Annotated in this window: 30 protein-coding genes, 1 tRNA gene and 1 rRNA gene; 11 read left to right on the forward strand and 21 right to left on the reverse strand. The window is 33.0% G+C overall.

Going from position 1 to position 23,851, the window contains the following annotated elements; genetic code table 11:
- Positions 1-28 precede the first annotated feature (28 nt).
- Positions 29-1,111: a nickel-dependent lactate racemase family protein gene (locus NKOR_RS01320; protein ID WP_014962558.1), complete on the forward strand. Its 1,083-nt coding sequence runs from the start codon at positions 29-31 to the stop codon at positions 1,109-1,111.
- Here NKOR_RS01320 and NKOR_RS01325 read toward each other — a convergent pair.
- Complete coding sequence (locus NKOR_RS01325) at positions 1,103-2,209, reverse strand: site-2 protease family protein (protein ID WP_014962559.1); 1,107 nt, start codon at positions 2,207-2,209, stop codon at positions 1,103-1,105. The genes NKOR_RS01320 and NKOR_RS01325 overlap by 9 nt on opposite strands.
- Positions 2,210-2,282: 73 nt before the next feature.
- On the opposite strand from NKOR_RS01325, the gene rimI reads away from it, so the two are divergent.
- Positions 2,283-2,780, forward strand: a complete 498-nt coding sequence (gene rimI, locus NKOR_RS01330) for a ribosomal protein S18-alanine N-acetyltransferase (protein ID WP_014962560.1) — start codon at positions 2,283-2,285, stop codon at positions 2,778-2,780.
- A 37-nt stretch (positions 2,781-2,817) separates the two neighbouring features.
- Positions 2,818-3,036 (forward strand): hypothetical protein, encoded by a 219-nt coding sequence (locus NKOR_RS01335; RefSeq protein ID WP_014962561.1) that lies wholly within the window; start codon positions 2,818-2,820, stop codon positions 3,034-3,036.
- Between the two features lies 1 nt (position 3,037).
- Here NKOR_RS01335 and NKOR_RS01340 read toward each other — a convergent pair whose 3' ends face one another.
- Together NKOR_RS01340 and NKOR_RS01345 are read right to left on the reverse strand one after the other, a co-directional pair.
- Positions 3,038-3,865, reverse strand: coding sequence for a class I SAM-dependent methyltransferase (locus NKOR_RS01340; protein WP_026089932.1), 828 nt, complete (start codon positions 3,863-3,865; stop codon positions 3,038-3,040).
- A gap of 5 nt (positions 3,866-3,870) precedes the next feature.
- Positions 3,871-5,658, reverse strand: a complete 1,788-nt coding sequence (locus NKOR_RS01345; protein WP_014962563.1) for a ribosome biogenesis/translation initiation ATPase RLI — start codon at positions 5,656-5,658, stop codon at positions 3,871-3,873.
- Positions 5,659-5,750: 92 nt separating this feature from the next.
- Here NKOR_RS01345 and rrf point away from each other — a divergent pair.
- Together rrf and NKOR_RS10490 are read left to right on the forward strand one after the other, a co-directional pair.
- Positions 5,751-5,870 (forward strand): 5S ribosomal RNA (gene rrf / locus NKOR_RS01350).
- A gap of 55 nt (positions 5,871-5,925) precedes the next feature.
- The gene (locus NKOR_RS10490; RefSeq protein WP_016939544.1) at positions 5,926-6,054 is read left to right on the forward strand and encodes a hypothetical protein; all 129 of its coding nucleotides are present in this window, start codon (positions 5,926-5,928) and stop codon (positions 6,052-6,054) included.
- Between the two features lies 1 nt (position 6,055).
- Here NKOR_RS10490 and NKOR_RS01355 read toward each other — a convergent pair whose 3' ends face one another.
- The 4 genes from NKOR_RS01355 to NKOR_RS01365 all read right to left on the reverse strand — a co-directional run bounded on the left by NKOR_RS01355 (position 6,056) and on the right by NKOR_RS01365 (position 8,500).
- Positions 6,056-7,522, reverse strand: coding sequence for a leucyl aminopeptidase (locus tag NKOR_RS01355; RefSeq protein WP_014962564.1), 1,467 nt, complete (start codon positions 7,520-7,522; stop codon positions 6,056-6,058).
- Positions 7,523-7,545: 23 nt separating this feature from the next.
- On the reverse strand, positions 7,546-7,707 hold the full coding sequence (locus NKOR_RS09825) for a hypothetical protein (protein ID WP_014962565.1): 162 nt from the start codon (positions 7,705-7,707) through the stop codon (positions 7,546-7,548).
- A gap of 44 nt (positions 7,708-7,751) precedes the next feature.
- A complete protein-coding gene (locus NKOR_RS01360; RefSeq protein ID WP_014962566.1) occupies positions 7,752-8,042 on the reverse strand; it encodes a hypothetical protein in 291 nt (96 codons plus the stop codon).
- Between the two features lie 146 nt (positions 8,043-8,188).
- Positions 8,189-8,500, reverse strand: coding sequence for a CxxC-x17-CxxC domain-containing protein (locus NKOR_RS01365; protein WP_026089933.1), 312 nt, complete (start codon positions 8,498-8,500; stop codon positions 8,189-8,191).
- 157 nt (positions 8,501-8,657) lie between these two features.
- On the opposite strand from NKOR_RS01365, the gene NKOR_RS01370 reads away from it, so the two are divergent.
- From NKOR_RS01370 to fsa, 3 genes are read left to right on the forward strand one after another with little or no spacing between them, the layout of a single operon-like run.
- Positions 8,658-10,325: a ribulose-phosphate 3-epimerase gene (locus tag NKOR_RS01370; protein ID WP_014962568.1), complete on the forward strand. Its 1,668-nt coding sequence runs from the start codon at positions 8,658-8,660 to the stop codon at positions 10,323-10,325.
- Positions 10,322-11,296: a transketolase family protein gene (locus NKOR_RS01375; RefSeq protein WP_014962569.1), complete on the forward strand. Its 975-nt coding sequence runs from the start codon at positions 10,322-10,324 to the stop codon at positions 11,294-11,296. Before NKOR_RS01370 ends, NKOR_RS01375 begins: the two co-directional genes overlap by 4 nt.
- Positions 11,293-11,958, forward strand: coding sequence for a fructose-6-phosphate aldolase (gene fsa / locus NKOR_RS01380; protein WP_014962570.1), 666 nt, complete (start codon positions 11,293-11,295; stop codon positions 11,956-11,958). The genes NKOR_RS01375 and fsa overlap by 4 nt, the downstream gene beginning before the upstream one ends.
- 49 nt (positions 11,959-12,007) lie before the next feature.
- Here fsa and NKOR_RS01385 read toward each other — a convergent pair whose 3' ends face one another.
- A complete protein-coding gene (locus tag NKOR_RS01385; RefSeq protein ID WP_014962571.1) occupies positions 12,008-12,280 on the reverse strand; it encodes a hypothetical protein in 273 nt (90 codons plus the stop codon).
- 152 nt (positions 12,281-12,432) lie between these two features.
- Here NKOR_RS01385 and NKOR_RS01390 point away from each other — a divergent pair, with 152 nt between their 5' ends.
- Positions 12,433-13,215 carry a hypothetical protein gene (locus NKOR_RS01390; protein ID WP_014962572.1) on the forward strand — a complete coding sequence of 261 codons (783 nt, stop codon included), beginning with the start codon at positions 12,433-12,435 and terminating at the stop codon, positions 13,213-13,215.
- A 5-nt stretch (positions 13,216-13,220) separates the two neighbouring features.
- Here NKOR_RS01390 and NKOR_RS01395 read toward each other — a convergent pair whose 3' ends face one another.
- The gene (locus NKOR_RS01395; RefSeq protein WP_014962573.1) at positions 13,221-14,243 is read right to left on the reverse strand and encodes a magnesium transporter CorA family protein; all 1,023 of its coding nucleotides are present in this window, start codon (positions 14,241-14,243) and stop codon (positions 13,221-13,223) included.
- Positions 14,244-14,524: 281 nt separating this feature from the next.
- On the opposite strand from NKOR_RS01395, the gene NKOR_RS01400 reads away from it, so the two are divergent.
- Positions 14,525-14,596 (forward strand) — tRNA-His (locus tag NKOR_RS01400).
- Positions 14,597-14,671: 75 nt separating this feature from the next.
- Here the strand turns inward: NKOR_RS01400 and NKOR_RS01405 are convergent.
- Genes NKOR_RS01405 through NKOR_RS01420 form a run of 4 tightly spaced genes read right to left on the reverse strand, consistent with a single transcriptional unit; the run spans position 14,672 to position 16,460 of the window.
- Positions 14,672-15,019, reverse strand: a complete 348-nt coding sequence (locus NKOR_RS01405; protein WP_014962574.1) for a hypothetical protein — start codon at positions 15,017-15,019, stop codon at positions 14,672-14,674.
- A gap of 40 nt (positions 15,020-15,059) precedes the next feature.
- Positions 15,060-15,821 (reverse strand): methyltransferase domain-containing protein, encoded by a 762-nt coding sequence (locus NKOR_RS01410; protein ID WP_014962575.1) that lies wholly within the window; start codon positions 15,819-15,821, stop codon positions 15,060-15,062.
- A 25-nt stretch (positions 15,822-15,846) separates the two neighbouring features.
- On the reverse strand, positions 15,847-16,116 hold the full coding sequence (locus NKOR_RS01415) for a stationary phase-response protein (protein WP_014962576.1): 270 nt from the start codon (positions 16,114-16,116) through the stop codon (positions 15,847-15,849).
- 35 nt (positions 16,117-16,151) lie between these two features.
- The gene (locus tag NKOR_RS01420) at positions 16,152-16,460 is read right to left on the reverse strand and encodes a Rieske (2Fe-2S) protein (RefSeq protein ID WP_014962577.1); all 309 of its coding nucleotides are present in this window, start codon (positions 16,458-16,460) and stop codon (positions 16,152-16,154) included.
- Between the two features lie 41 nt (positions 16,461-16,501).
- Here NKOR_RS01420 and NKOR_RS01425 point away from each other — a divergent pair, with 41 nt between their 5' ends.
- Positions 16,502-17,278 carry a GNAT family N-acetyltransferase gene (locus NKOR_RS01425; RefSeq protein WP_014962578.1) on the forward strand — a complete coding sequence of 259 codons (777 nt, stop codon included), beginning with the start codon at positions 16,502-16,504 and terminating at the stop codon, positions 17,276-17,278.
- Here NKOR_RS01425 and NKOR_RS01430 read toward each other — a convergent pair.
- Genes NKOR_RS01430 through rpsB form a run of 8 tightly spaced genes read right to left on the reverse strand, consistent with a single transcriptional unit; the run spans position 17,270 to position 23,850 of the window.
- Positions 17,270-18,139, reverse strand: coding sequence for a fumarylacetoacetate hydrolase family protein (locus tag NKOR_RS01430; protein ID WP_014962579.1), 870 nt, complete (start codon positions 18,137-18,139; stop codon positions 17,270-17,272). The genes NKOR_RS01425 and NKOR_RS01430 overlap by 9 nt on opposite strands.
- 6 nt (positions 18,140-18,145) lie before the next feature.
- Positions 18,146-18,655, reverse strand: coding sequence for a hypothetical protein (locus NKOR_RS10230; protein WP_338032544.1), 510 nt, complete (start codon positions 18,653-18,655; stop codon positions 18,146-18,148).
- Positions 18,595-19,854, reverse strand: coding sequence for a glutamate--tRNA ligase (gene gltX, locus NKOR_RS01435; protein WP_232203016.1), 1,260 nt, complete (start codon positions 19,852-19,854; stop codon positions 18,595-18,597). Before gltX ends, NKOR_RS10230 begins: the two co-directional genes overlap by 61 nt.
- Before the next feature lie 20 nt (positions 19,855-19,874).
- Positions 19,875-20,855, reverse strand: a complete 981-nt coding sequence (locus NKOR_RS01440) for a polyprenyl synthetase family protein (protein ID WP_014962580.1) — start codon at positions 20,853-20,855, stop codon at positions 19,875-19,877.
- The gene (gene idi, locus NKOR_RS01445) at positions 20,842-21,492 is read right to left on the reverse strand and encodes an isopentenyl-diphosphate Delta-isomerase (protein ID WP_014962581.1); all 651 of its coding nucleotides are present in this window, start codon (positions 21,490-21,492) and stop codon (positions 20,842-20,844) included. The genes NKOR_RS01440 and idi overlap by 14 nt, the downstream gene beginning before the upstream one ends.
- On the reverse strand, positions 21,492-22,235 hold the full coding sequence (locus NKOR_RS01450) for an isopentenyl phosphate kinase (protein ID WP_014962582.1): 744 nt from the start codon (positions 22,233-22,235) through the stop codon (positions 21,492-21,494). Before NKOR_RS01450 ends, idi begins: the two co-directional genes overlap by 1 nt.
- Before the next feature lie 23 nt (positions 22,236-22,258).
- Positions 22,259-23,200: a mevalonate kinase gene (gene mvk / locus NKOR_RS01455; protein ID WP_014962583.1), complete on the reverse strand. Its 942-nt coding sequence runs from the start codon at positions 23,198-23,200 to the stop codon at positions 22,259-22,261.
- Between the two features lie 26 nt (positions 23,201-23,226).
- Positions 23,227-23,850, reverse strand: a complete 624-nt coding sequence (gene rpsB / locus NKOR_RS01460; RefSeq protein WP_014962584.1) for a 30S ribosomal protein S2 — start codon at positions 23,848-23,850, stop codon at positions 23,227-23,229.
- Position 23,851: the final 1 nt, after the last annotated feature.

Raw genomic sequence — 23,851 nt, forward strand, 5'->3', positions numbered from 1 at the left:
TTATTTTGGTTTGTATTATGAATGAATTATGCCTGAAATCTGGTTAAATTATGGTATTACAGACGTTGTTTTGGATATAAGGGCTGAGAATCTGGAGCAAAAAATTGATTCTGATGGTAAAATTCTAGATGATTCTTCGATTAATGAAAAACTGAGTACGATTGATTTTTCTAAATCTATAGATCTTGTAGTCTTGCATAATTCAAAATCTGTTCAGAAAATTATCTCATCTATGTTTACACTATGTGAACAAAAATCAAAACCTTTTCCAAGAATTCTTACTGATAAAAAAATTCTAAACCAAGTCAAAGCAGGATTGCCAGAAGGCAGCTCAATCAATGAATTTGACAACATGGAAAACCCAAACTCCAATCTTATGTTTGTGGGTGAAATGGAATTTGACGGCCTTTTTGGTTATGAAACAATCTCTACACGACTTATCAAAAAATTTGGTTTAGAGTCTATGCTCTCAGCATATGCAAAAAGACAAGGAAATCTTCCTGTTCCAGGACAATATCCTGAAAGTCTTCAAGAAGCAAAAAAATTCTCTGACAACTTTGAAATTCAAGGAATTGAAATTATTGCAAATTCTCAAGGAATAATAGATTTTTCAATTGACCATCCTTCAGAAACTATGTCTAACACCAAAACTCTAGAATCCAACTCGATTAAAGATGTAGGCCAACATAAAACAATGATAATCAGCACTGGTAAAGATGCTAGCAATGATAATCTTGGAAAATCTTTTTCGTCTCTCTGGAATTGTTCTAATGCAATCAAAAAAGATGGCCTTGCTATTTTAGTTGCTGAATGTAAAGGAGGGCTGGGATCTGATGCAATTCAACAATATATTGAAGACCGATTGAGTTTAGAGCAATTACGAAACCCTACAAAATACATTAGTGGGATGGAAGACCTTTTGTTTCTTTCAGAAATCCAAAAGAATTTTCAGATTGGACTGGTTTCAATTTTGCCTGAATTCTATGCAAAGAAACTAAACATGATTTCATTACCTGGAATTAAATATTCTATGGATTATATTTTGAAAACACAAGGTGCAAGACAAAAAGTTGTAGTGGTGTCTGATGGTGCACGACTTTTACTAAGGTAATAAACTAGGCAAAAAATCTGATGGCAATGGTGCACATAAAATTGCTAATCCAATGATTCCAATGTATGCAAGTTTTCTCTTTTTTGAAAGTGGCGAAATATCATCTAATGGCATCGCACTAGGATTTCTTGTGCTCATTACCAAAATCAAAATTGCCATTAACCAATAATTTAACAAAACTAGAATTGCCATACTTCCATAAGTTGCATATCTGTGCAATTTTGGACCAAGTAGTGTTCTGGCCATATGGCCTCCATCTAATTGCCATGCGGGAAGTAAATTCAAAAATGTGATTAAAAATCCAATCCAAGCTGCAAACATTATGGGCGTCATAATAACTTCTTGACCTGAACCTCCTTTTCCAAACATTGCTAGACTTGCAGTCATTAACAATGGTTCACCTTGTTCCCATTCCATCAATCTAGATTCTTCGAAGAGCCCTGCTGCAATATCTGGATCTAAAATTGGTGCTGTATATGCTCCATAAATTGAAACAATTATTGCAATAACTAATCCTGCAATTGGACCTGCAATGGCAACATCAAATAAAATTTCTCTATTGATAGTTAACCCTCTTGATTGAATGAATGCTCCAAACGTTGGTATTCCTATTACCGGTAAACCTGGAATAAAATATGGCCAAGTTGTTTTTAGTTTGTGTGCTTTGGCTGCAATAATATGTCCTAATTCATGAATTCCTAAAATCCCTAATAGTGATAATGTGTAAACTCCTGCCATTTCCAAGGGTTCACCAATCTCTACAATTGAGTTTGTTCCAGATGTCCTATAATACCCATCAATCATAACAAATGTTACTACAATTGCAAACAAAATTCTAGGTGTCCATGCGGTTTTCATCCATCTTCTTTGCTGCTTTGGAGCAAATTTCTGAATAATAACAAATTTCTTCCCTTCTTTCTGTTCTAATCTACATGCAAAACTCATGCCTTCTAACTTTCTAGCTAAGTTCTCAAATTTTGACTTGAACTCTCCATCCTCTATTTGAAATTCTAAGGAAAACTCTGTTTTTATAAAATCACTTACACTAAATATTGAATTGACCAGAGAAATTATATCCTCTTGGGAATGCTCTTCCATTCTTTATGACTAATTCTTTCCATTAAATGGTCTTTTGGTTTAAAATTAAATATTGATGGTCTTAATCCATAGTATGCAAGTAATTCTCAGACAACTAGGTGATTGTAATATTAGACGTGCTGAACCAAGTGATCTTATTCCTGTTATGGAAATTAATTTGAAAACACTCCCTGAGCACTATTCTGATTATTTCTATGAAAGCTTACTTGCAGAACTCCCTGAGGCATTCATTGTAGCTGAGATTGGGGGAAAGCATGTTGGATATATTATGTGTAAAACTGAATATGGTTTTTCAAATTTTAAGAAATTGGGTTTTGTCAAGAAAGGTCATGTTGTATCAATTGCTGTTCTTGATGAATATAGAAAGAGAGGAATTGGAAATGCTCTTGTTGAAGAATCTGTAAAAGGTGTAAAGGCTAGAAAATGTGATGAATTCTATCTAGAAGTAAGATGTAGTAATAATGAAGCTGTAAGATTGTATGAAAAACTTGGATTTGTAATTAGACAACAGCTCAATGCCTACTATCGTGATGGTGAAGATGCTTATCTTATGGCAATTGAACTAGATTAGTTAAAACCAATAAATAACTCTCGAAAAATTCTCCGCCATGGACAAACGCAAAGGGATGGGCATTACCATCTTTCTTCTTTGCATTGGTGGATTCTTTCTTTATGCTTATTTGTTAATGCTTTCTGAATGGAGTCCTATTGTATTGCAATTATCTGTATTAATGATTGCAGGAGGAATTCTTGGAGTTGTTGCATGGATTGGATATGTTATGGCAACAACAAAACCTTCATCTGCATCAGTTACTTCAGACGATTAATCTACTTGAAAATTTTTACATCTACAACGGTTTGATAATATCTAGGACCCACTGGTCTAACAATTTTTGATCCTAGTATTTCTGATTTTACTGGTGTTACTTGAAGATAATGTTCTTCTGAAAGTTTTCCTGCATCTGATTTTTTATCTGCATGTATGTGAGAATAATAATGAATAACCCCTCCATTTTTAGTAGTCTTTATTGCAGATTCTAAAAATTCATCTGACCTTTCTGGTAATAACATTAAGGTTCTATCTGATTTGTCTACAAGCTGTTCATTAATAATTTGAGTTGCATCCCCATTAATTGAAATGACTTGTCCTGCAAGTTTGTTTAATCTGATATTTCTTTCACACAACTTTGATGCAATTGGATTGATGTCTATACTATACACAGTGCATTTTTTCTTTTTTGCAGCAATAACTGAAAACATTCCTACCCCTGCAAACATGTTTGTCACCACTTCATCTTTTTGAATTAGGCTTGCTATTCTGTCTCTTTCAGTAGATAGTCTGGGCGAAAAAAATGCATTTTCAACATCCACTACAAATTTACAGCCAAATTCCTTGTATTCTGTTTTTGTGTTATCTTCTCCTGCTATGATCTCAAGATTACGTGTACGAAAATCTCCTTCCACTGCAGATGCTTGGTAAAATACACTTCTTGCAATTTTTACATCATTCAATAATGTCTCACCAATAATTTTCTTTTTAGGTAAAAGCGATTCTGGTATTCGTACAATAATAATGTCGCCAATTTGATCAAATGCTGAGATTAACTCTTCGCTTTCTTTTGGTGAAAGTATGTTTTCAAGTGATTTTTTTAGCATTCGGGTCAATTCTTGTAATAGAAATTACCCGAAGATTTTTGGTCTTTGTCCAACCTACTCTCAAGTTTATTTACTCTGGGTCTGAGACTTTTTTCATCACGTCTAAATGACATATCAAGTGATTTGAGAAATCTATTCATTGCATCTGCTTTTGGCATTGGAGATGTAGCTATACCTGCAACACCTGATTCTCCTTCAAAAATTACCATGGAATCTGAAATCAAATCCATTAACTGTAAATCATGATCAATTACTATTGCCGATTTTCCAAACGAGCGAACAAATTTCTGTAAGAATTTTGCAACTGCTATTCTATCTTCTACATCTAAAAATGCTGAAGGCTCATCAAGTGCATACAAATCTACTTTTTGCAATAAACATGATGCTACTGCAACTTTTTGTAATTCTCCTCCTGAAAGGTTCTTGACAGATTTATTGTATAATTTTTTTATCTTTAATGGATCAAGAATCTGTTCTTCTTCCATACTTCCTTCCACTTGACCTCCATTTGCCTTGTCTAACAGTGCTACTACTTCTACATCTATGTCGTTTTGAAGATATTGTGGTTTGTAAGCTATTTTGATTTTTTTATCAATACTACCTGAATCTGGTTTTTCAACACCTGCAATCATCTTCATCATGGTTGTTTTTCCTAAGGCATTGGCACCCATTATGCCTAAGACTTCGCCTTTTCTAACCTGTCCAGGCTCAATTGTTACTGAAAATGTTGGATATTTTTTCTCTAGTTTCGGATATATGACAACCTCGCTTCCCTCCTGAAATTCATCTGTAGAAGACGAAGACACATCGAAAGAAAATTTCTTATCTCTAAATCTAACATTTTCATTTGGTAGATAGCCGTCAAGAAATACATTGATTCCTACTTTGGTTGATAAAATATTTGAAACAATTCCGTATGCAGTTGGTTCACCGTATAATACTTCGATATAATCACTAAGAAAATCTAGTAATGTAAGGTCATGTTCTACTACCATCACACTTTTTCCAATCTTAGCTAAACTCTGAATCACACGTGCTACTCCTGTTCTTTGAAAAACATCATTGTATGATGAAGGTTCATCAAAAAAGTAGAATTCTGTATCTTTTGATGCAGCAGCTGCTACTGCAATTCGTTGTAATTCTCCACCGCTTAATTCCTTTAGATTTTGCTCCATAGAATTTTCTAATCCTAACTCTTTGATTAATTCTCTAGAAACACCACGTTCATCGTATTTTTCAATTAATTCATTTCCTGTTCCGTCAAATGCCTGTGCAATATGATGAACTTGTTGTGGTTTTATTGATGCACGAATTTGATTCTGTTTGATTTTTTCAAAATGTTGTTTAAGTTCAGTTCCGCTGTAGTATTTTAGAATCTCATCCCAATCAGGTGGATTTTCATATCTTCCTAGATTTGGTTTTAAGTTTCCTGATAAAATATTGACAACTGTGCTTTTCCCCATACCATTTCTTCCTAATAGTCCTACTACCTCTCCTTTCTTTGGGGTTGGTAATTTGAAGAGTCTAAATGAGTTAGGACCGTATTGATGAATTTTGTCAGTCGCTAACTCACTTGCTAAATTTACAATTGTTATTGCATCAAATGGACATACTTTAACACATATCCCACAACCATTACAAATATCCTCATCTATCTGGGCTTTTTTTGATTCTTCATTTAGAACAATACAATCTGCACCCGATTTGTTTACTGGGCAATATTTTATGCACTCCAGACCGCATTTTTTAGGCTGACAAAGCTCGTGATCTAGAACACCTACTCTATGTGTCATGTCGTAATCGGGTATTTTCTTTGTTTTATACCTATTTTGAATATGTTTGATGATGGCGTTACGTTAATAGATGAGAATCTGATATCAATTTTCAAGCCGGCCATAGCGTTAGGGTGCGACCCAATCCCTTTCCGAACTTGGAAGTCAAACCTGACGTCGCTGTTGTGCTACTAAGATGCGAGAGCCCTTGGGAAGCAACAGTGCTGGCATTTTCTAATTTTCAATCAATCTTTTAATATCCAATTAACTTGATTAATGTGATTTCAAATGCCTAATTGTAGTGTCTGTGGAGAAGACTGTGATAATGACATTAGACTGTTAAACCATATGATGGAAAAGCATGGCTGGAGAAATCCAAATGTTGGAACTCCTGATAGAAATAGTAGAGGTTATTGATTTACAATTTTTGTAAATAATCTAAAATCAATCTTACTCCAAAGCCTGTTGCTCCTTTTGGATTGTAAGATTTTTCTTTTGTAGCTGTCTGTGTCCAAGCAACCCCTGCAATATCCAAATGTGTCCATGGTGTGTTTTCAATAGCATTTCTTAAGAATGCGGCAGCAGTTATTGTTCCAGCTGCCCTGCCTATGCCAATATTTTTCATGTCGGCCACATCTGATTTTATCATATCCATGAACTCTTGATTTAATGGAAGCTCCCAAATTTGCTCCGTAGTATTTTTTGATGACTCAAAAATCTTCTTTGAGAGTTTTTCATTGTTTGAAACCATTCCTGCTACGTTAGTACCTAATGCTATAATACATGCTCCAGTCAAAGTTGCAAAGTCGATTATTGCTTTAGGCGAATAATGTTTTTCACCATATGCTAGCGCATCAGCTAAAATCAGTCTTCCTTCAGCATCTGTGTTGAGAATTTCAGCTGTTTTTCCATTGTATAGTTTTATGATGTCTCCTGGTCTGTATGATTCTCCGCCTGGCATATTTTCGACAGATGGAATAATTCCAATTACATTAATTGGTAATTTTAATTCCGAAACTGCTTTCATAATTCCTAAAACTGTACAGCCACCACACTTGTCAAATTTCATTTCATCCATGTTTGCACCTGGTTTTAATGAAATTCCTCCTGTGTCAAATGTTACTGCCTTACCAACAAGTACAATCGGTTTTTCATTTCTTGAACCTTTGTTGTGTTCTAGAATAATTAATTTGGGTTCATTTTTACTTCCTTGCCCAACGGCTGAAATTCCACCAAAACCTTTCTTTTTTAATTCTGGTTTTGAGATAATTTTACATTTCATTTTATTTTTTGCAATTGTTTTTGCAAAATTTGCTAACGTTGATGGTGTACACTCATTTGGAGGCAAATTGGCAATACTCTTTGTAAATATTGCACCTTCTGCAACAATTTCTGCTGTTTTTATTGCTTGTAAAACATTCTTTGATTTTGAAACAATTATTGTTAAATCTGGAGACTTTTCTTCTTTTTCAGCCTTAAATTTTTCAAATTTGTAAAGCGCCATCTTTACTCCTTCAACAATTTGTGATGCTGCTGAAATTTGATTAATTACAAAAGTAGGAGGGGTAATTATTGAAAACTCTTTTAATTTTAATTCTCGTGCTTTTTGAGCAATTTTACCTGAAATTTGCCTAAATGTGTCATTTGTAACATCTTCTTTTTTACCAATACCTGCAATTAAGATTCTTTGAAATTGTTTTTTTCCTGTAATTGGAATAATTGTAATTTTACCCAATTTTCCTTCAATGTCGTTGAGTGATTGATTTATAGCTGATGTGGTTTTTGCATCCAGTTTTGGTAAACCTAAAACTTTACCTGATTTCTCTAAGGCAAATCCACAAAGAAGTTGTGTTTTTTTTGGAGAATTTTCTACTCTTATCTTCACGGTGATTCTTAATTTTTAGAGTCTTATTTAGATTTATGACTCTCTTGACTACATTCTCTAAGCATTTCATTGATCACTGATGAAAAACTTACAGTCGAAGATGTCTCTTTAATTTTTTTTGCTTGAATATTTCTAATTTTTTTGGCAACATCATCATCAATCATTATTGTTTTACGTTCTGACATGAAAAATTCCGTAGTTATTCTGGTTAAAAATCTATTTTTGGTAATTATTTATGAACTTCATCATAGTTTTTGATGATTCTACTATTGGAAATTAAACTTGATGATCTAACAAATACTGCTTTAACCGTTTTACAATCTTGTGAACATTGTTCATTAATTTCATCTACAGAAAATTTTCTCACTCTATTTGAAAAAATTGTTTTTATCATTGGTAGTAATGCAGATCTACCACCATATGCTGCTTTTTCATCGATAAACCAAAACATGTCTAATGCAGATTCATCTAAAAATTTATCTCGTATTTTCTCACCTTCATTGGTGTAGTGTCCTACCATCTTGATTTTCCCTCTGGCAAAAAAAATTCACAAATTTTGCAAATCTTACGCATAAATAACACTGATTATCAAAAACTACAATTGGAAAATCCTCCTTGATATTCATATTATGATTACTCTGAAATTATCTAAAAATTTTGCCAATTTTACACAGTGGTATTTTGCTTGTGGTTTGGGAAGCATTCTCTGCAATAAACAGGTCTGTCTTCTTTTGGTTTGAATGGTACTTGGCATTCATTTCCACAATCACCGCATGTTGCCGTGTGCATTTCTCTTTGTCTGTTGAATCTTGTTCTGCCTCCAAATCTGTCTCCACTGCGTCTTTCTGGTCTGTGGTTTGGGAAGCATTCTCTGCAATAAACAGGTCTGTCTTCTTTTGGTTTGAATGGTACTTGGCATTCATTTCCACAATCACCGCATGTTGCCGTGTGCATTTCTCTTCTCTCTTCAAATGACATGTCTATCAAAAATTTGATAAATTCTGCTGTAATTAAACTATTGTAAACTCTAGATTTTTCTAAATGATATTCTGTTTTGATATTCTTTGATCTTTTACAATTTTTTCCGTGTTTGTTTAAGTAGATTTTTATTAAATTTACAGTAAAAACGATCGATATGGGGCTCAATTATTGTCAAATTAAGAAAAATATTCTAAGGGCCCGAAAATTAGTAATCAAAGCCACAAACACTGCTGGTTCTGGTCATCCTGGTGGTTCATTTTCCATGGCAGAAATTTTAGGTTGTTTATTTGGTAAATATTTGAAATTTGATCCTAAAAACCCACAATGGGAAGATCGAGATCGTTTAGTATTATCAAAAGGTCATGCATCTCCTGGCCTATTTTCTAACATGGCTGTTGCAGGATATTTCCCAGACTCAGAACTTGAAACTCTGAGAAAATTTGGGAGTAGATTACAAGGTCATCCTGATTTGAAATGTCCCGGTGTTGAATTTTGTGGAGGTTCTTTAGGTACTGGCCTGTCATATTCTGTAGGAATTGCACTAGCAGGAAAAATTGATTCTAAAGATTATCATGTCTATACGATTATTGGTGATGGAGAATCTGATGAAGGACAAGTTTGGGAAGCTGCAATGACTGCATCAAAATACAAAGTTGATAATCTTACTGCTTTTCTTGACCGAAATTTCATTCAACAAGATTCCTATACTGAAAAAATTATGCCCCTTGATAAAAAATTAGAAAGTGATGATATTTCTGAAATGTGGAAAGATGCTTCTAGATGGAAGACTGGTGACAAATGGAGATCGTTTGGATGGAACGTAATTGAAATTGATGGACATAGGATAGAACAAATTGATTCAGCCATTAAAAAAGCAAATGCAACAAAAGGTGTACCTACAATAATTATCTCAAGAACAATTAAAGGAAAATCTGTAGAGCACATGGAAGATAACCCTGCATGGCATGGTAAAGCCCCTGATTCTGATGTTGTGCCAATTATCAATCTTGAACTAGATTCTCAATTTATGATTGCCCCATCAATTATTGCCGGCGATATGACTAATCTTGAAAATGAAATTAAACGATGTGTTGCAGGAAGAGCTGATTATATTCATCTAGATGTGATGGATGGGCAATTTGTTCCAAACAAAACTTTTGATCATACTAAAATCAAAGAATTACGATCACTTACTGTAATCCCATTTGATTCTCATTTGATGATTAATGAACCCGTAAAACATGTCAGAGATTACATTGATGCTGGTAGTGATATCATAACTGTACACGCAGAAGTGACTGATGAATCCAGTTTTGGAGAAATTCATGATTTATTAAAACAAAATCAAGTAGGTGTTGGATTTGCAATAAATCCTGATACTGATTTACCTGAATGGTCTTACAAATTTTTACCTTCACTTGATCAGCTTATTGTAATGTCTGTAGTACCTGGAAAATCTGGACAAAAATACATTGAAGAAACACATGCAAAAATGGCTAGATTGAATTCAATACTAAAAGAACATAATTTTTCAGGATATATTGAGGCTGATGGAGGAGTGAATCTTGAAAATATTGGCTCAGTTTTTGCAGATGGTGCTCGTGCTTTTGTAGGTGGCGGTGCTATTGTTGGACAACAAGATGTACGTGCTGCAATTCGAGATTTTAGAAATGAGGTCTTAAAATCAAGAAGAGGAATTTTACTTGATAAAGCCAATGAACTAGGTGGTGTTGAATTAGTAAACAAATGGATTGGACTTCATATTGTAGGGGAAAAACAGGACCAAATTAAAAAAATTGCAGAGGAGAAAGGATACATTTGAATGAACCAGTAATGACTGACATGCGTTCCGAATATTCAAAGTCTTTAATCCAAATCGGAAAAGAAAATCCAAATGTTGTTGTGTTGGGAGCTGATACAACTGATTCATTAAAAACCTCGGAATTTGGAAAAGAATTTCCAAATAGGTTTTTCAATGTTGGAATTGCAGAAGCAAACCTTGTAACAACTTCTGCTGGATTGGCAGTATCTGGCAAAATACCTTTTGCAAGTACTTATGCTATATTTTTACCCGGAAGAGCAGTTGATCAAATTAGAAATAATGTAGCTTATCCTTCTCCACCTGGAAAAAAAGGCCTTAATGTAAAATTTGTTGTTTCACATGGTGGTTTGTCTGTTGGACCCGATGGAGGCTCGCATCAACAAATTGAAGATATAGGAATTATGAGAGTCATTCCAAATTTCCGAGTTTTTATTCCTGCAGATACAATTGCAGTTTCTAAACTAACATTTTTGATGGCCAATGAATATGGACCGTTTTACATGCGAATGGCAAGATCAAAAACCCCTGTAGTTCATTCTGAATCTCAGAACTTTGAAACTGGAAAAGGGATAACTCTTAGGGATGGTTCTGATTGCACAATTGCTGCATGTGGTATAACTGTACGAATGGCTTTAGAAGCTGCTGAAACACTTCAACAAGAAGGAATTTCCTGTAGGGTTTTAGATATGTTTTCAATAAAACCAATCGATAATGAAATTTTAGAAAAAGCTGCTCGTGAAACTGGATGTATTGTCACAGCTGAAGAACACAATATTATGGCAGGAATGGGTTCTGCTGTAGCTGAATCTGTTTCTGAATCTTACCCTGTACCTATCAAAAGAATTGGGGCTCAAGATATGTTTGGAGAATCTGCTAGAGACCCGGAAATCCCTCTACTCTTAGAAAAGCATGGAATAACATCTTTTAATATGGTAAAACAAGTCAAAGAAATTAGGAGTAAAAAACTATGAAAATTTTTCTTGACACTGCCAATTTAGAATCAATCAAAAAATTTAACGACATGGGGTTGCTTGATGGGATCACTACTAACCCATCTTTGATGTCAAAAGAAGGCGGTAACCCAAAAGATGCAATGGAAGAAATTACAAAAATTATCAAGGGTGATGTTAGTTTGGAAGTTGTTAGCACTGAATTTTCTGGAATGATTGATGAGGGAAAACGACTACGTGAATATGGAAACAACGTTGTTGTTAAAGTTCCTATGACTCCTGATGGCCTAAAAGCATGCAAGTTACTTTCTTCTGAAGGAATTCCTGTAAATGTAACCTTGGTCTTTTCTCCAAATCAAGCTTTGCTTGCTGCAAAGTCTGGTGCAAAATATGTCAGTCCATTTATAGGAAGATTAGATGATATTGGCCAAGATGGAATGAATTTGATTAAAGAAATAAAGATAATTTTTTCAAATTATAACTTTGCAACTGAAATACTAGTTGCAAGTGTTCGTCATCCAATGCATGTGGTTGAAGCTGCAAAAATTGGAGCTGATGTGGTGACTTTGCCTCCTGGAGTATTAGATAAAATGCTTCAACATCCATTAACAAAAATTGGTTTAGAAAACTTTCTCAAAGATTGGGAAAAAGTCAAATCTGAAAATCCTGATGTCAAAATCTAAGATTGTCTTTGTTTAAAACAAAACCATAAAAATAAAGTTTTGAGGAAATTTAGGATGAACCTTTATTCTTACTCTTTCTAGAACCTGTTCCTCTGCCTGTAACTCTAGTCATTCCTTCTGTTGATGGTCTAGCTTTTGGATCTGGCATATCGCCGAGTTTTCTAGAACCTGTTCCTCTGCCTGTGTGTACCATTCTGTTTGAGGCAGCTTTCTTTCTTGCCTCTTGAATTTTCCTAAATTCGTCGCCTGACCATTTTTTGGGATCATCGTCAACTTCAATAGTTCCTGTTCCCCTTCCAGTTCGTATTCTGATTTTACCCATAAAATTAGTTAAATTATCTGGTATTTATCTAAGCTTATTTTCTACCTGCAAATTTTCCAATCTATTTTGAAATTTCTATTAAAAAGTCTAATTTCTTTTGGAATCAAATATTAGAGTCAAATTGTATATTTTTGTAATCTCTTGGTGATCTTGTGAAAAAAATTCTTTATTTTATTCTTCCAGTAATTGCATTTGTTTTAATTTTCACAAATGCATTTTTTGGTCATCTGATATTTGAATCACCTTATGACCAAGATATTAACAAATATTCTATCTATGTACATCTTCAAGATGAATGGAATAGCCATCCTGGAAATATTTTGTTTGATGTCACAAATGTTTGGTCAAATTCATCTTCTGATGATGTATATTTTGCAGATCCTTCTGATATTACCACTCTGACTAACTATAATTCTAACCAACTACAATTCCAAAACAATAAACCTTACGTTGAATTAAAGCATGAATTCAGCAATTGTGAATCAAGTTGGAAACCAATGTTGTATAGATTTGTAATTGATTCTGTACGCCAAAAAATTGAACTTGTAAAAGGTACGCAATTAAATGATGATCCATATATCACGATTTTGCCAAATATAGAAATTAAAAAACAAACTACCTCTGAATCATATGCGCAGTTTATACCAATATGTACTTCAAATGAATCTACCTCATACGAGTTTTCAATTTCAATAAATGATAACAATTCGTGGTTCGATGTTTATTTTGTAGATTCAGAAAAACAATTAGAAAATTATCTAAATTCTGAAACATTCAATTATTATGATGGCGAAGGCTGTTCTGCACAAAATTATCAAAGCTTTAGTGGAGAATGTGATGATGTAGGAAATAATTCTGGTCTTTTAATCATCATACCTGACAATTTAGAACAATCGTTAACTAAGGTTAGGGTGAATATGCATGAAACGCTATGATCCTATTAGTTGTTGATCCAGCCTAACTTTTTGAAATATGTGAACATCATGATTGCTGGAATTGCTGATGCAAGAATCACAATTATGAAAGTTGTAAATGGACCTAAGAACATTGGATTTTCTCCAATACCTCCTGGTAAGTTTACGTTCATTCCATAAAATGTTCCAATAACTGTTGCTGGAATTGCTAGCGTGAATATGATAGTTAAAACTGCAAGCACTTTGTTTGTTTTTTCTGTACTTAACACAAAATCGGTATCTTTGTAAATCTCCATTGTTTCTCTTGATTCTTCTAATGTTTCAATTACTTTGTCTATGTGATCAATAATGTCGTCAAAATACAGTGAAAGGTCCTCTTCATCTCTCTCTGAAAATCTCTTTACATTTTTTGTTATTTCTAAAACAAATTTCTTTAGTGGATTAGCTATTCTTCTTAATCTGTTAATCTCTCTTCTGAGTAATGCAATACTCCTAGCTACTGGTTTTGTTTCATCAAATACTCTGTCTTCAATTTCGTCTAAATTGGCAATCATCTTTCTGGAAGTGTGTAAAAGGTCATCTACTAACACATCTATAATTTCGTGAAGTAATAATCCTGAAGTTTTTTGCAATATTCTAGTTTTTCGTTGTTCGTCTGAATCTGATTTACAAATATCTACTAATTCTACAAGTGGTTTGAGATCTCCTTGGTGAACTGTCACTAGAAAATCTTTTCCTACAAATATGGATAATTGACTATTTTTTGAAATTCCAAGTTTTTGGGCAAGTGGTGGAAAATGAAGAATTACAAAGAAATGATCATCATAACTATCTAATTTTGGAAGCTCAAATTTTGTCATACAGTCTTCAATGTTTAAAGCATTGAAATTGTATTTTTTAGCTAGTTCTTCTACATCTTTTCTGTCTGGATTTTGCAAATCAATCCATACAAATTTTTCAGATTGTATTGTCTCTGTCTTTTTTTCAATAGGACTCTCTATGGATTTTCTACTTGAACGTAATCTATTTGGGATTAGTCCTTTTCTCATGTCGAACAATACCCTGATACAACAAATTTAAAGCGATCGTTAGTAATTGTATAAAACCTATAATTGATTACGAACTGGAAAAATAAACCAGAATTTCAGGCTCTGACTACTTGTATGGAAGTAAATACATTCCACCGTAATATGTTAGTCCGATTGTAATGGCCATTGCAATCCACCAAAATCTCATAATGTAAATTCCACATAGTCAATAATAAATCTACAGTCTGATTTTCATAAAAAATCAAAGATTATTACAGGATAGTTTATTTTTCTAATATGTGGCCTTCGTAGTACAGTGGTTAGTATAGAGGATTGTGGATCCTCGGACAGGAGTTCGATTCCCCTCGAGGGCCCGCTTAATTATTTTACACTGATTTTTGTTAGAGATGTACTTATTTCGTTAGGATCTTTGACTGAACCTTTTAGTATCAAAATATTCCAAACTTACTTGATTCCATTTCTTCCTTTATGGCAAGCTTGAATCTAGGTGATTTACTTTCTAGATTACTAGTCAACCATGTCAGAAACTTCTTTTCTGTCCCTTTTCCCTTTAGCTTCTCAAAGTCAGGACCCATCATATCAACTAATTTTTGAATGAGTGATCTATTTACACTCAATACAAAAAAATGCCATCCAAACGCGAATTCTGAGTCTGTCATGACAAAATCTTCTTCCCCGTGAACCATTTCTTCTAAAAGTGATAATTGCCTAGTTAGTGCTTTACTTGTTTTATCATAATCCACTGCTGATACGTTAATGTGCATTCTTCCATCCATGATTGATTTATGTAAAAACAAAATAAAAGGATTACATGGATTATTCTTTTAACATAGGTTCAAAATCAATGTCAAAATTCATTTTCATAAGCTTCATGTATGTCTGAATTGATTCAGGGATCTCATCTCCACAAGCAACTCCCAACTTTTTTGCATTAATCCATATCACCAATGTCTGAATGATTGTAAGAAATCTATCATTTTTGATTTCTGGTGATCCTATTGCTTTTGTGTATCTTTCGGCAAACTCCCATGCCGTAACAAAATCTACGCACTTTACACCAAATATTGCTAGTAATTGTTCTTGCATACTTTTGGATTTTTTGAATGGAACTTTGTTGATAATATATGGAAAATCTACCTTGTCTGGAATGCAATCTGGAAGAGGTCCCCAAATTGTAATTATTTTTGTTTCTGGTTTTAGTTTTTCAAATTTTTCTAACATTTGATTTGTAATGTTTTCATCTGTGAACCAAAATAGGATCACTGATGCATCAGATATTTCTGACTCTAAAATATCTTGACATATCAATTCAGCCTGAATTTGTTTTACTTTGAGATTTTTTTTGGCATTTTCAATCTTTTTGCAATTGTTGTCTATCCCTACTGCTTTTTTTACTTGAAATTCCTTTTTTGCAATTTCTATTCCTTTTTCACTTCCACACCCTAAATGGTAAAAAACATCGTCTTTTTTTAGATCAACAATCTTGAAAATCTCTTTCAGAGATTTTTCTGGTAACTCTACGTCCTCTCCACTAAGTAAATTCTCAGGTAGAGTCTCTAAATATTCATCAATTTTCAATGATACTTGTTTTAAAAACGAGAATTTATTCCCTTATGCTTTCTAACTTGGAAACTGCTTGCCATAATTGGGTTCTGACATAAGATGGCATATTAGGATCTTGTGTTACATCGTCAAGCAAACTAATTGTATTTGCTGCTCTTACAGATAATGAATATTCTTCATTATTCAAATCAGCAATCAAGTCTGTAATGGATTTTTTTATTGTCTTTGGAGTTGAGCTACTGGATGTGATCTGATTTAATGTCTCAATTGCCTCTTTCATTGATTCTTTATTTTGTTTATCGTCAGCCATTTTTACACCTTTTCTTAAAAATTAGAAGTATATAGTTACATCTCTACAAACACGTTATCTGATTCTACAACAACGCTGTATGATGTCAAATCTCTAATTTTTGCTGGGAATTTTACTAATTTTCCTGTCTTGCAATCAAATTCTGCTGCATGCCATCCACATGTGATGACACATCCATCTAATTTTCCTTCTGAAAGACTTGCACCGGAATGAGTGCATGAATCATCTGTTGCACAGTATTCACCATCTATATTTGCAACTAGTATGTCTCTTCCATCAATTGATACTTTGATCATTTTTCCAGGAGGAATATCTGCTGTTTTTCCTGCAATAATTTTTCCCATTGAAGTTTTTATCTGATAATGCTTAATATTTTTTCGTATACATGATTAGAAATGCAAAACTTTCAGACAAACTTCAAGTTTTAAAATTTTGTCAAAATACATTCTCATGGGGTGATTATGTTGAACATGTTTGGGATTTTTGGATAACTGAAGATCTGTTGTTTGTTTATGAGAAACAGACGCCTGTTGGTATTTGTCATGCATTTTTCTCAAAAAATCAAATTTGGATAGAAGGCATTAGAGTAGATCCAAATTTCCGAAAGCAAAAAATTGCATCTGATTTAATAAAACATGTAGAATCGTTAGGAAAAAAAGATAGTGCATTATTTTCGTTCATGCTAGTTGATACTGAAAATTCAATTTCACTTTCTATGGCAAAATCATTAGAATATGGGATTTTTCAAACCTGGAATTTTTATTCTCTTGAGCCTAAAAAAAACTTACATTTCAATATTATTTTTGCAAAATCCTTAGATGAAAGTATTTGCACTCATTATGTTAAATCCTGGCGATGGCTTCCAATTGATAATACGCTACTATCTGAATTTTCTAAACAAAATAAATTAATTCAATCAAAAATTAATGGTAAAACTTCTACTGCAATTCTTTCTGATTCTGAGCATTTTGATAATACTCTTATTGTTACATTATTTTCAGGATCTGATAAAAGTACATCACAAATACTATTATTTCTGCAAAACCATGCCATACAAAATAACTATACTCGCATTCAAATTTTAACTAAAGAGAATTTATCAAATTTAGATCTTTTGGAACATAAACTATCGTTTCATTTATTGAGAAAACATCTAAGTTGATTTTACCACTTTTATTGTATTGTTTAAAATTCCTAAACCTTCAATTTCCATCTCAACTTTATCTCCATCTTTTAAGAACACTGCATTAGGTTTGTTCAGCATAACTCCTGCAGGTGTGCCTGTAGAAATTATATCTCCTTTTTCTAATGTCATCACTTTAGAAATTTTTGAAATTATTTCTGGAATCTTGATGAACATGTTGCTTGTAGAAGAATTCTGTCTTAATTCTCCATTGATCTTCGTTGTTAATTTTAGATTCTGAGCATCTTGAATTTCATCAGCAGTTGTGATCCATGGTCCACATGGTGCAAATGAATCAAAGCTTTTTCCTCTGGTGAACTGTTTATCTTTAAACTGGACATCTCTAGCTGAAACATCATTGAATATCATGTATCCAAAAATTACATTTGATGCCTCTTCTACACTAATATTTTTACACTTTTTTCCAATTATCAAGGCTAATTCTACCTCATAATCTAACTGTGTGACAAAATCTGGACATTCGATATACGAATTATTTCCATTAAGAGCGGTTCTGGGTTTTATGACAATTGCAGGATCTTCGGGTGCTGTTAATCCTTGTTCTTTTGCATGATCAACATAGTTGAATGCCAAACAAATTATTTTATTTGGATTTGGAATTGGTGCTAATAGTTTGAATTTGGAGATATTTTCTTCATAAGGCAAATCCTGTATTTTATTTTTAATTTCATCAAACCATCCGTCAAAAAGAAAATCTTTTACGTTATGTGGAATTGGAACTCCTGTAAGATAAGTTATTTCATCTTTTGTTGCAACTTTATCTCCTTTAACAAATCCATATGTTTCATTATTTTCATATGACAATCGTGCTATTTTCATCATTAATCACTTGTGTGTAAAAATTGCTTGATTTTGTGAATCTTTTCTACAATATCCAAATCTAACAAATTGAATTTCTTCTCCTTCTTTTAATTGTAGGTACTGTGGTTCTGTATAAACGTCTAATTCTTCTAAACTTTCTTCATTAAACTCTTCACCGTTGAACAAAACTTTTGGAATAATCATTTTTATTTCATGAGCTGTTTTTTGAGGAACCCATTGAATTTTTGGCATGTTAGTTGAATCTCCTTCTCCAATAAATTCTCCTTCTAACTCATTGCCTGCTTTTGTAATCTGGACATTACCTAATCCTAAAAGTCTAATTGATGTCTGTTCCTTGATTGATTCTGCATCGTCTCCAGAAATGTAAAAATCTTCAGTAATTTCGATTTTTCTTTTACCCATATCATTTATTGGATGATTGGGAATCTCAACTACTGATATTGGTAAATTTTTTATTTTAATTTTTTGGCATTTTTTACCATAAACAATCTTATGCTGTCTGCATCTACAAATTTTCGATTAAATGCTTCAAGAGCATCAAATGGCGCAAGTGTATTTGCTTTTGTTAATCCTAAAGACATGATGAATTTTCTAATTGCTTCAGGCTTGATCCCTCTTCGTCTAAGTGCCTCTAGGGTTGGGAGTCTAGGATCATCATACCATGAAACCTTGCCTTCTTCAATCAAAGGCTTGATTATCCTCTTTGATATGGGCATTCCTTTGAATTCTAGCCTGGAGAAAAAACCTTGTTGTGGTTTTCTCATGCCTAATGCATCTAAAATTGCATCAATTAGCTCTTTTCTTAGTTCAAACTCTTTTGAACGAAAAGCATGTGTCACTCCATCAATACTGTCTTCAATTGCTACTGCAAAATCGTAACTAGGCCAAATTCTATATTTGTCGCCCACGGTGTAATGCTTTTCATCTATGATTCGTAATAATACAGGATCTCTCATAACTGCATTATCTGCTTTCATATCACCACGGAACCTAACTATGGCTTCTCCGGGTTTGAATTTATTTTGCATCTTTTCCCAATTTTTATTGTTTTTTCCAATATCTTCCATGCTACATTTACAGGCTTTTCGTTCTCTTCGATTCTTACTGATGTCTTCTCTTTTACAAGTACAAACATACGCCTTTCCAGAATTAAGTAACTCTATTCCCTTTTCATAAAATAGTTCCATGTCGTCTGAAGTATTTTTTACCTGATCAAATTTTATTCCTAACCACTCTAATCCTACTTTGATTGCAGCATGATATTCCATTCTTTCAGCTTCTGGATTTGTATCGTCCATTCTAAGTATGAATTTTCCACCATACATCTTTGCATATTCTGAATTAATTATCGCAGCTTTTGCGTGTCCAATATGTGGATATCCATTTGGTTCTGGAGGAAATCGTGTAACTACTTTTCCTTGTACCGCATCTCTTAATTCTGGTAGTCCTTCTCTTTCTTCAATTTTTTCTTTAGGTGCTAATGCTTCTGGAAATTTTTCTTCCATTTCTTTTTGTTGTTCTTCTGATGATAACTGATTAACTGATGCAACAATTTCCGATATCTCTGCTGAAATTTCTTTTACTTTTGCTCTAAACTCTGGTTTTGTTCCAAGAATTTTTCCCAAAATTATTTTATCTTGAGTGCTGCCTCCATGCTCAAATGCATTTTGAAGAGCCATTTTTCTGATTTCTTGTTTAACTTCTTCATCCATTATGAACTACCTGATGATCCTTAGACACTTCTCTTAACTACGAAATCTAATAGTGCAATGAGTTCTGTTTTTGCTGAACCCGAGTATTTTGATAGTGATTTTTCTGCTTTTTTAGCGTATTTTAGTGCCTGTTTTCGAACATTTTCTTCTATGCCAAGTGAACGAATCACATCTACTGCTTTGTTTAGGTCATTTCTTGAAATTTTGGGATTTCCAAATGCCTTTAAAATAATTTTTTTGTCTTTACCTTTTGCAATCTTTATTGCCATTAAGATTGGAAGTGATTTTTTCCCTTCTCGAAGATCGTTTCCTACTGGTTTTTTTGTAATTTTAGGATCTCCCATAACTCCAATTAAGTCATCAGTTATTTGAAATGCAATTCCTAGATTTCTTCCAAATGAAGAAAGATTTGAAATGTCTTTATCTTTATTTGTTGCACATATTGCTCCCATTGCACATGATACATCAAACAATGCTGCTGTTTTCTTTCCAATCATTGTAATGTATTGTGATTGTGTCGGAATTTTCTTCTCTTCAGCCATTTTAACATCAAGTAATTGTCCTTCACAAACATCTACACATGCTTGTGCAAGTCTTGAGATAAGATGTGTTGTTGCAATAGGTGATAATTTTGTATTTGAAATAATCTGATATGCTTTTGAAAATAATACGTCTCCTGCAAGAATTGCAATTGGCATGCCATATTTTCTATGTGTGGTTGGAACCCCGTGACGCATTTCATCATTATCCATAATGTCATCGTGAACTAAAGTAAAATTATGAACCATTTCCACTGCACTGGCAGCTGGCATTGCATTGACAGCATTTCCCCCTAAAATTTGACAGCTTCTAATTACCATATATGGCCTGAGTCTTTTCCCACCGTGAATAATCAGATGACTTGCAGCATCATAGAGTTTTTTTGGATTTCCTTTTAATTTTGATTTAAGAAACTTGTTTACAGTTTTTGCATTTTTTTCAATTTGATTAGTATTTTTCATTTACTAATCTCCATTTTTCTTGTGGCAAATGTGTTTTGATTGCAACCTGTAACCCCTCATGAACATCGCTGGTCATCCATGTAGATAATACATTTGCGTGTTTTTCAAGCATGGCTTTATCAGATTTATCAAGTAATTCTAATGCAATGAGCATCCATGGACAATAAATTTGAGGATTTGTTTTAATTTCTAACAGTAACTCACTGGCTGAAATCCATTTAATTTCGTCTATTTCTCCTTCAATTTCTTTCAATTCTGTAGATTTGTCTATTATTCCAATCAATGTTCCACAAATTTCATTTTCTGAACCTACATCTTTGTAAGGTACATGATATTCAAATTTATGTAAATAATCTAATTTTCCTTCAATCCCTAATTCTTCAGGCATTCTTCTTTCTCCTGATGAAACATATGTTTCTGATTCTCTAGGATGACTTGCAAATGTACCATCCCAATCTCCTGGCCATAACATTTTCTCTTTTGCTCTTCTTGTTAGAATTAATCTTCCATTTTCATCAAACAACAATGCAGTAAATGCTCTATGGAGTTTTCCATTAGGTAAATGACATTTTACTTTTTCTTCTTTTCCAATTGGATTATCATTTTCATCAACTAAGATAACAAATTCTTCAGTCATTATTTTCCTCTAAACAACGTTCCTTCAAATTTCCTATTTTTAACCGCTTTCACGATTCTTTCAGGTTTGTTCCCGTTAACAAAAAATACATTCATCCCCATTTTTGAAATTTTTGACGCTTCTTCTATTTTTCTAGTCATTCCACCAGTTACATCCATTTTATTTTCAGATATTGATGGATGTTCTCCTTTTAATTCATGAATTAATTTTTTAGATTTTAGATCAGAGTATACTCCATCTTCATTTAAAGCAAAAATACAAATCTTGGGTTTTAGAATTTTTGCAAAATGTGTCATTATTTTGTCTCCTGATAAAATGAATGTCTTGTTTTGTCCATACCATAATGCATCACCAAAAGTGACTGGAACCAAGCCTGATTTTGCTATTTTTTCAATTTCTTTTACCTTTTTTGTTATTGGTTTATTTCCTATCATAAAATCTGTTGGTGGGAGACAATATGGATTTAATTTATTTTTTAGAAATGAATCTAAAATTATTTTGTTTAGTTCTATCATGGAGTTTTTTACAATTGCAACTCCTTTCAAATCATATTTTCTTTCTTTAGTATGCATATTATATTTGACAGACCAATAATGTCCATACGAACCTCCTCCATGAACAATCACTATTGGTTCTTTAATCTTTTTTAGACTCTTTGCAAGATTATCAATTGTTTTTCTTCTTGGTGATAGTGGTTTGTCTTTGTTTGTGATAATTGATCCACCTAATTTTATGAGAATCATGCTGTTCAAAATTATCTATATAATTAAAAAGTATCCAGTCCTTTGAAATCAATTTTTACAGAAAAGCATTCGTAATTTTTATTCTTAAATTCTCTAATCGTATTTTCTACATTAGATTCATCTGTAAGAGCAAAAATACATCCTCCGCCTCCTGCACCTGTAATTTTTGCTCCAAACGATGTTTCATATCCAATTTGAATCATTTTTCTAAGTTTATCATTTGAAACTCCAATAGTCTCTAGATATTCTTGATTTTGAATTATTTTTTGCCCCAATTCCGTAATGTTGTTTTCTTTTAGTAATTCTAACACATTTTCAATAAGTAGCGATTCGTCTTCACATAATTTTGAAAATTCTTTCTCATTCCTTTCTTTGAATTTACTTACTTCTTTAACAACACTTTCTGTTGAATGCTCTACATTTGAATTTGCTATTACGAGATGAAAATTAGGCTCAGATCCTATCTTTGTGAATCCCTTTCTCTTATCATACTCCATTAAACCTCCAAATGTACAAACAGTACAATCTGCTCCTGATGTATTTTGAAAAATTGTCTTTTCAGCTTCTATTGCTAGTTTTAAGATTTCATCTTTTGAAACATTTCCAAATAATTTTGAAATTGCAGCTGCTCCTGCTACACAACATGCAGATGATGAACCTAGACCTACTCCCAATGGAATTTCAGATTCTACACTAATTTTAATTCCAGAATTTTTATTTTGAATTACTTTGTTTGCCAAATAATAAAATGGTTTTAGTGGGGAATTAATTTCTGAAATTGGTTTGTTTGGTTCTAATTCAAGTTCTCCTATGTTGGATTTGATTGAAATCTTTCTTTCACTAGTATCCTCTGCAATAACTGTAATTCTTTTATCAATTGCACAAAGAATTGCTTTTACTCCATACACAACAAAATGTTCTCCGAAAAGAATAACTTTTCCTGGAGCAGATGCTTTGGATTTCAAGTAAACACTTTAGGATTCTGATTTATTTATTCGATTTCCTCTTCGGTAATCTTTGTTTCAAAATCATCTATCTCAACACTCATAGAGTCTTCTTCTTTTAACTCTCCTTTTTCAATGAGAATTTGACGTACCAACAACCAGTATACTGTAGCTAATGCTTTTCTTCCTCTATTATTTGCTGGAATAATTACATCAAGATTTGATGTAATGTTATCTGTATTTGCAATTCCTATTACTGGAATACCTGCATTAGTTGCCTCAGTTATTGCTTGTTCATCAACTTGAGGATCTGAAATCAATACTAATTTTGGTTCAATGTAATATGGTAATGATGGATTCGTTAATGTACCTGGCATGAATCTTCCAAGTAATTTCTTTGAACCTAATGTGTCACAGAATTTTTCAATTGGTGTTTCTGCATATTGTCTGCCTGAACAAACAATAAGATTCTCCACGCCTAACCTGTTGATGAATTTGGCTGCAGTTTTGATCTTTTCTAATGTGATGTCCAAATCAAGCATGTAGAGCCCTTCTGGACTGGCTTTAGTGATGAATGACCTCATAAATTTTGTCTTAACTTGAGTACCTACTCTAATTCCTGTAGATAGGATCTTTTTCTTGATATCTGTCGTTTCGGCTTGTTGGCTCATA

The sequence above is a fragment of the Candidatus Nitrosopumilus koreensis AR1 genome (assembly GCF_000299365.1).
GTDB lineage: Archaea > Thermoproteota > Nitrososphaeria > Nitrososphaerales > Nitrosopumilaceae > Nitrosopumilus > Nitrosopumilus koreensis.

Coding starts and splice junctions, on each gene's coding strand:
- NKOR_RS01320 (WP_014962558.1), top strand. CDS start 29: ATGCCTGAAATCTGGTTAAATTATGGTATTACAGACGTTGTTTTGGAT.
- NKOR_RS01325 (WP_014962559.1), bottom strand. CDS start 2,209: ATGGAAGAGCATTCCCAAGAGGATATAATTTCTCTGGTCAATTCAATA.
- rimI (WP_014962560.1), top strand. CDS start 2,283: ATGCAAGTAATTCTCAGACAACTAGGTGATTGTAATATTAGACGTGCT.
- NKOR_RS01335 (WP_014962561.1), top strand. CDS start 2,818: ATGGACAAACGCAAAGGGATGGGCATTACCATCTTTCTTCTTTGCATT.
- NKOR_RS01340 (WP_026089932.1), bottom strand. CDS start 3,865: ATGCTAAAAAAATCACTTGAAAACATACTTTCACCAAAAGAAAGCGAA.
- NKOR_RS01345 (WP_014962563.1), bottom strand. CDS start 5,658: ATGACACATAGAGTAGGTGTTCTAGATCACGAGCTTTGTCAGCCTAAA.
- NKOR_RS10490 (WP_016939544.1), top strand. CDS start 5,926: ATGCCTAATTGTAGTGTCTGTGGAGAAGACTGTGATAATGACATTAGA.
- NKOR_RS09825 (WP_014962565.1), bottom strand. CDS start 7,707: ATGTCAGAACGTAAAACAATAATGATTGATGATGATGTTGCCAAAAAA.
- NKOR_RS01360 (WP_014962566.1), bottom strand. CDS start 8,042: ATGGTAGGACACTACACCAATGAAGGTGAGAAAATACGAGATAAATTT.
- NKOR_RS01365 (WP_026089933.1), bottom strand. CDS start 8,500: ATGTCATTTGAAGAGAGAAGAGAAATGCACACGGCAACATGCGGTGAT.
- NKOR_RS01370 (WP_014962568.1), top strand. CDS start 8,658: ATGGGGCTCAATTATTGTCAAATTAAGAAAAATATTCTAAGGGCCCGA.
- fsa (WP_014962570.1), top strand. CDS start 11,293: ATGAAAATTTTTCTTGACACTGCCAATTTAGAATCAATCAAAAAATTT.
- NKOR_RS01385 (WP_014962571.1), bottom strand. CDS start 12,280: ATGGGTAAAATCAGAATACGAACTGGAAGGGGAACAGGAACTATTGAA.
- NKOR_RS01395 (WP_014962573.1), bottom strand. CDS start 14,243: ATGAGAAAAGGACTAATCCCAAATAGATTACGTTCAAGTAGAAAATCC.
- NKOR_RS01405 (WP_014962574.1), bottom strand. CDS start 15,019: ATGGATGGAAGAATGCACATTAACGTATCAGCAGTGGATTATGATAAA.
- NKOR_RS01415 (WP_014962576.1), bottom strand. CDS start 16,116: ATGGCTGACGATAAACAAAATAAAGAATCAATGAAAGAGGCAATTGAG.
- NKOR_RS01420 (WP_014962577.1), bottom strand. CDS start 16,460: ATGGGAAAAATTATTGCAGGAAAAACAGCAGATATTCCTCCTGGAAAA.
- NKOR_RS01425 (WP_014962578.1), top strand. CDS start 16,502: ATGATTAGAAATGCAAAACTTTCAGACAAACTTCAAGTTTTAAAATTT.
- NKOR_RS01430 (WP_014962579.1), bottom strand. CDS start 18,139: ATGAAAATAGCACGATTGTCATATGAAAATAATGAAACATATGGATTT.
- gltX (WP_232203016.1), bottom strand. CDS start 19,854: ATGGATGAAGAAGTTAAACAAGAAATCAGAAAAATGGCTCTTCAAAAT.
- NKOR_RS01440 (WP_014962580.1), bottom strand. CDS start 20,855: ATGAAAAATACTAATCAAATTGAAAAAAATGCAAAAACTGTAAACAAG.
- idi (WP_014962581.1), bottom strand. CDS start 21,492: ATGACTGAAGAATTTGTTATCTTAGTTGATGAAAATGATAATCCAATT.
- NKOR_RS01450 (WP_014962582.1), bottom strand. CDS start 22,235: ATGATTCTCATAAAATTAGGTGGATCAATTATCACAAACAAAGACAAA.
- rpsB (WP_014962584.1), bottom strand. CDS start 23,850: ATGAGCCAACAAGCCGAAACGACAGATATCAAGAAAAAGATCCTATCT.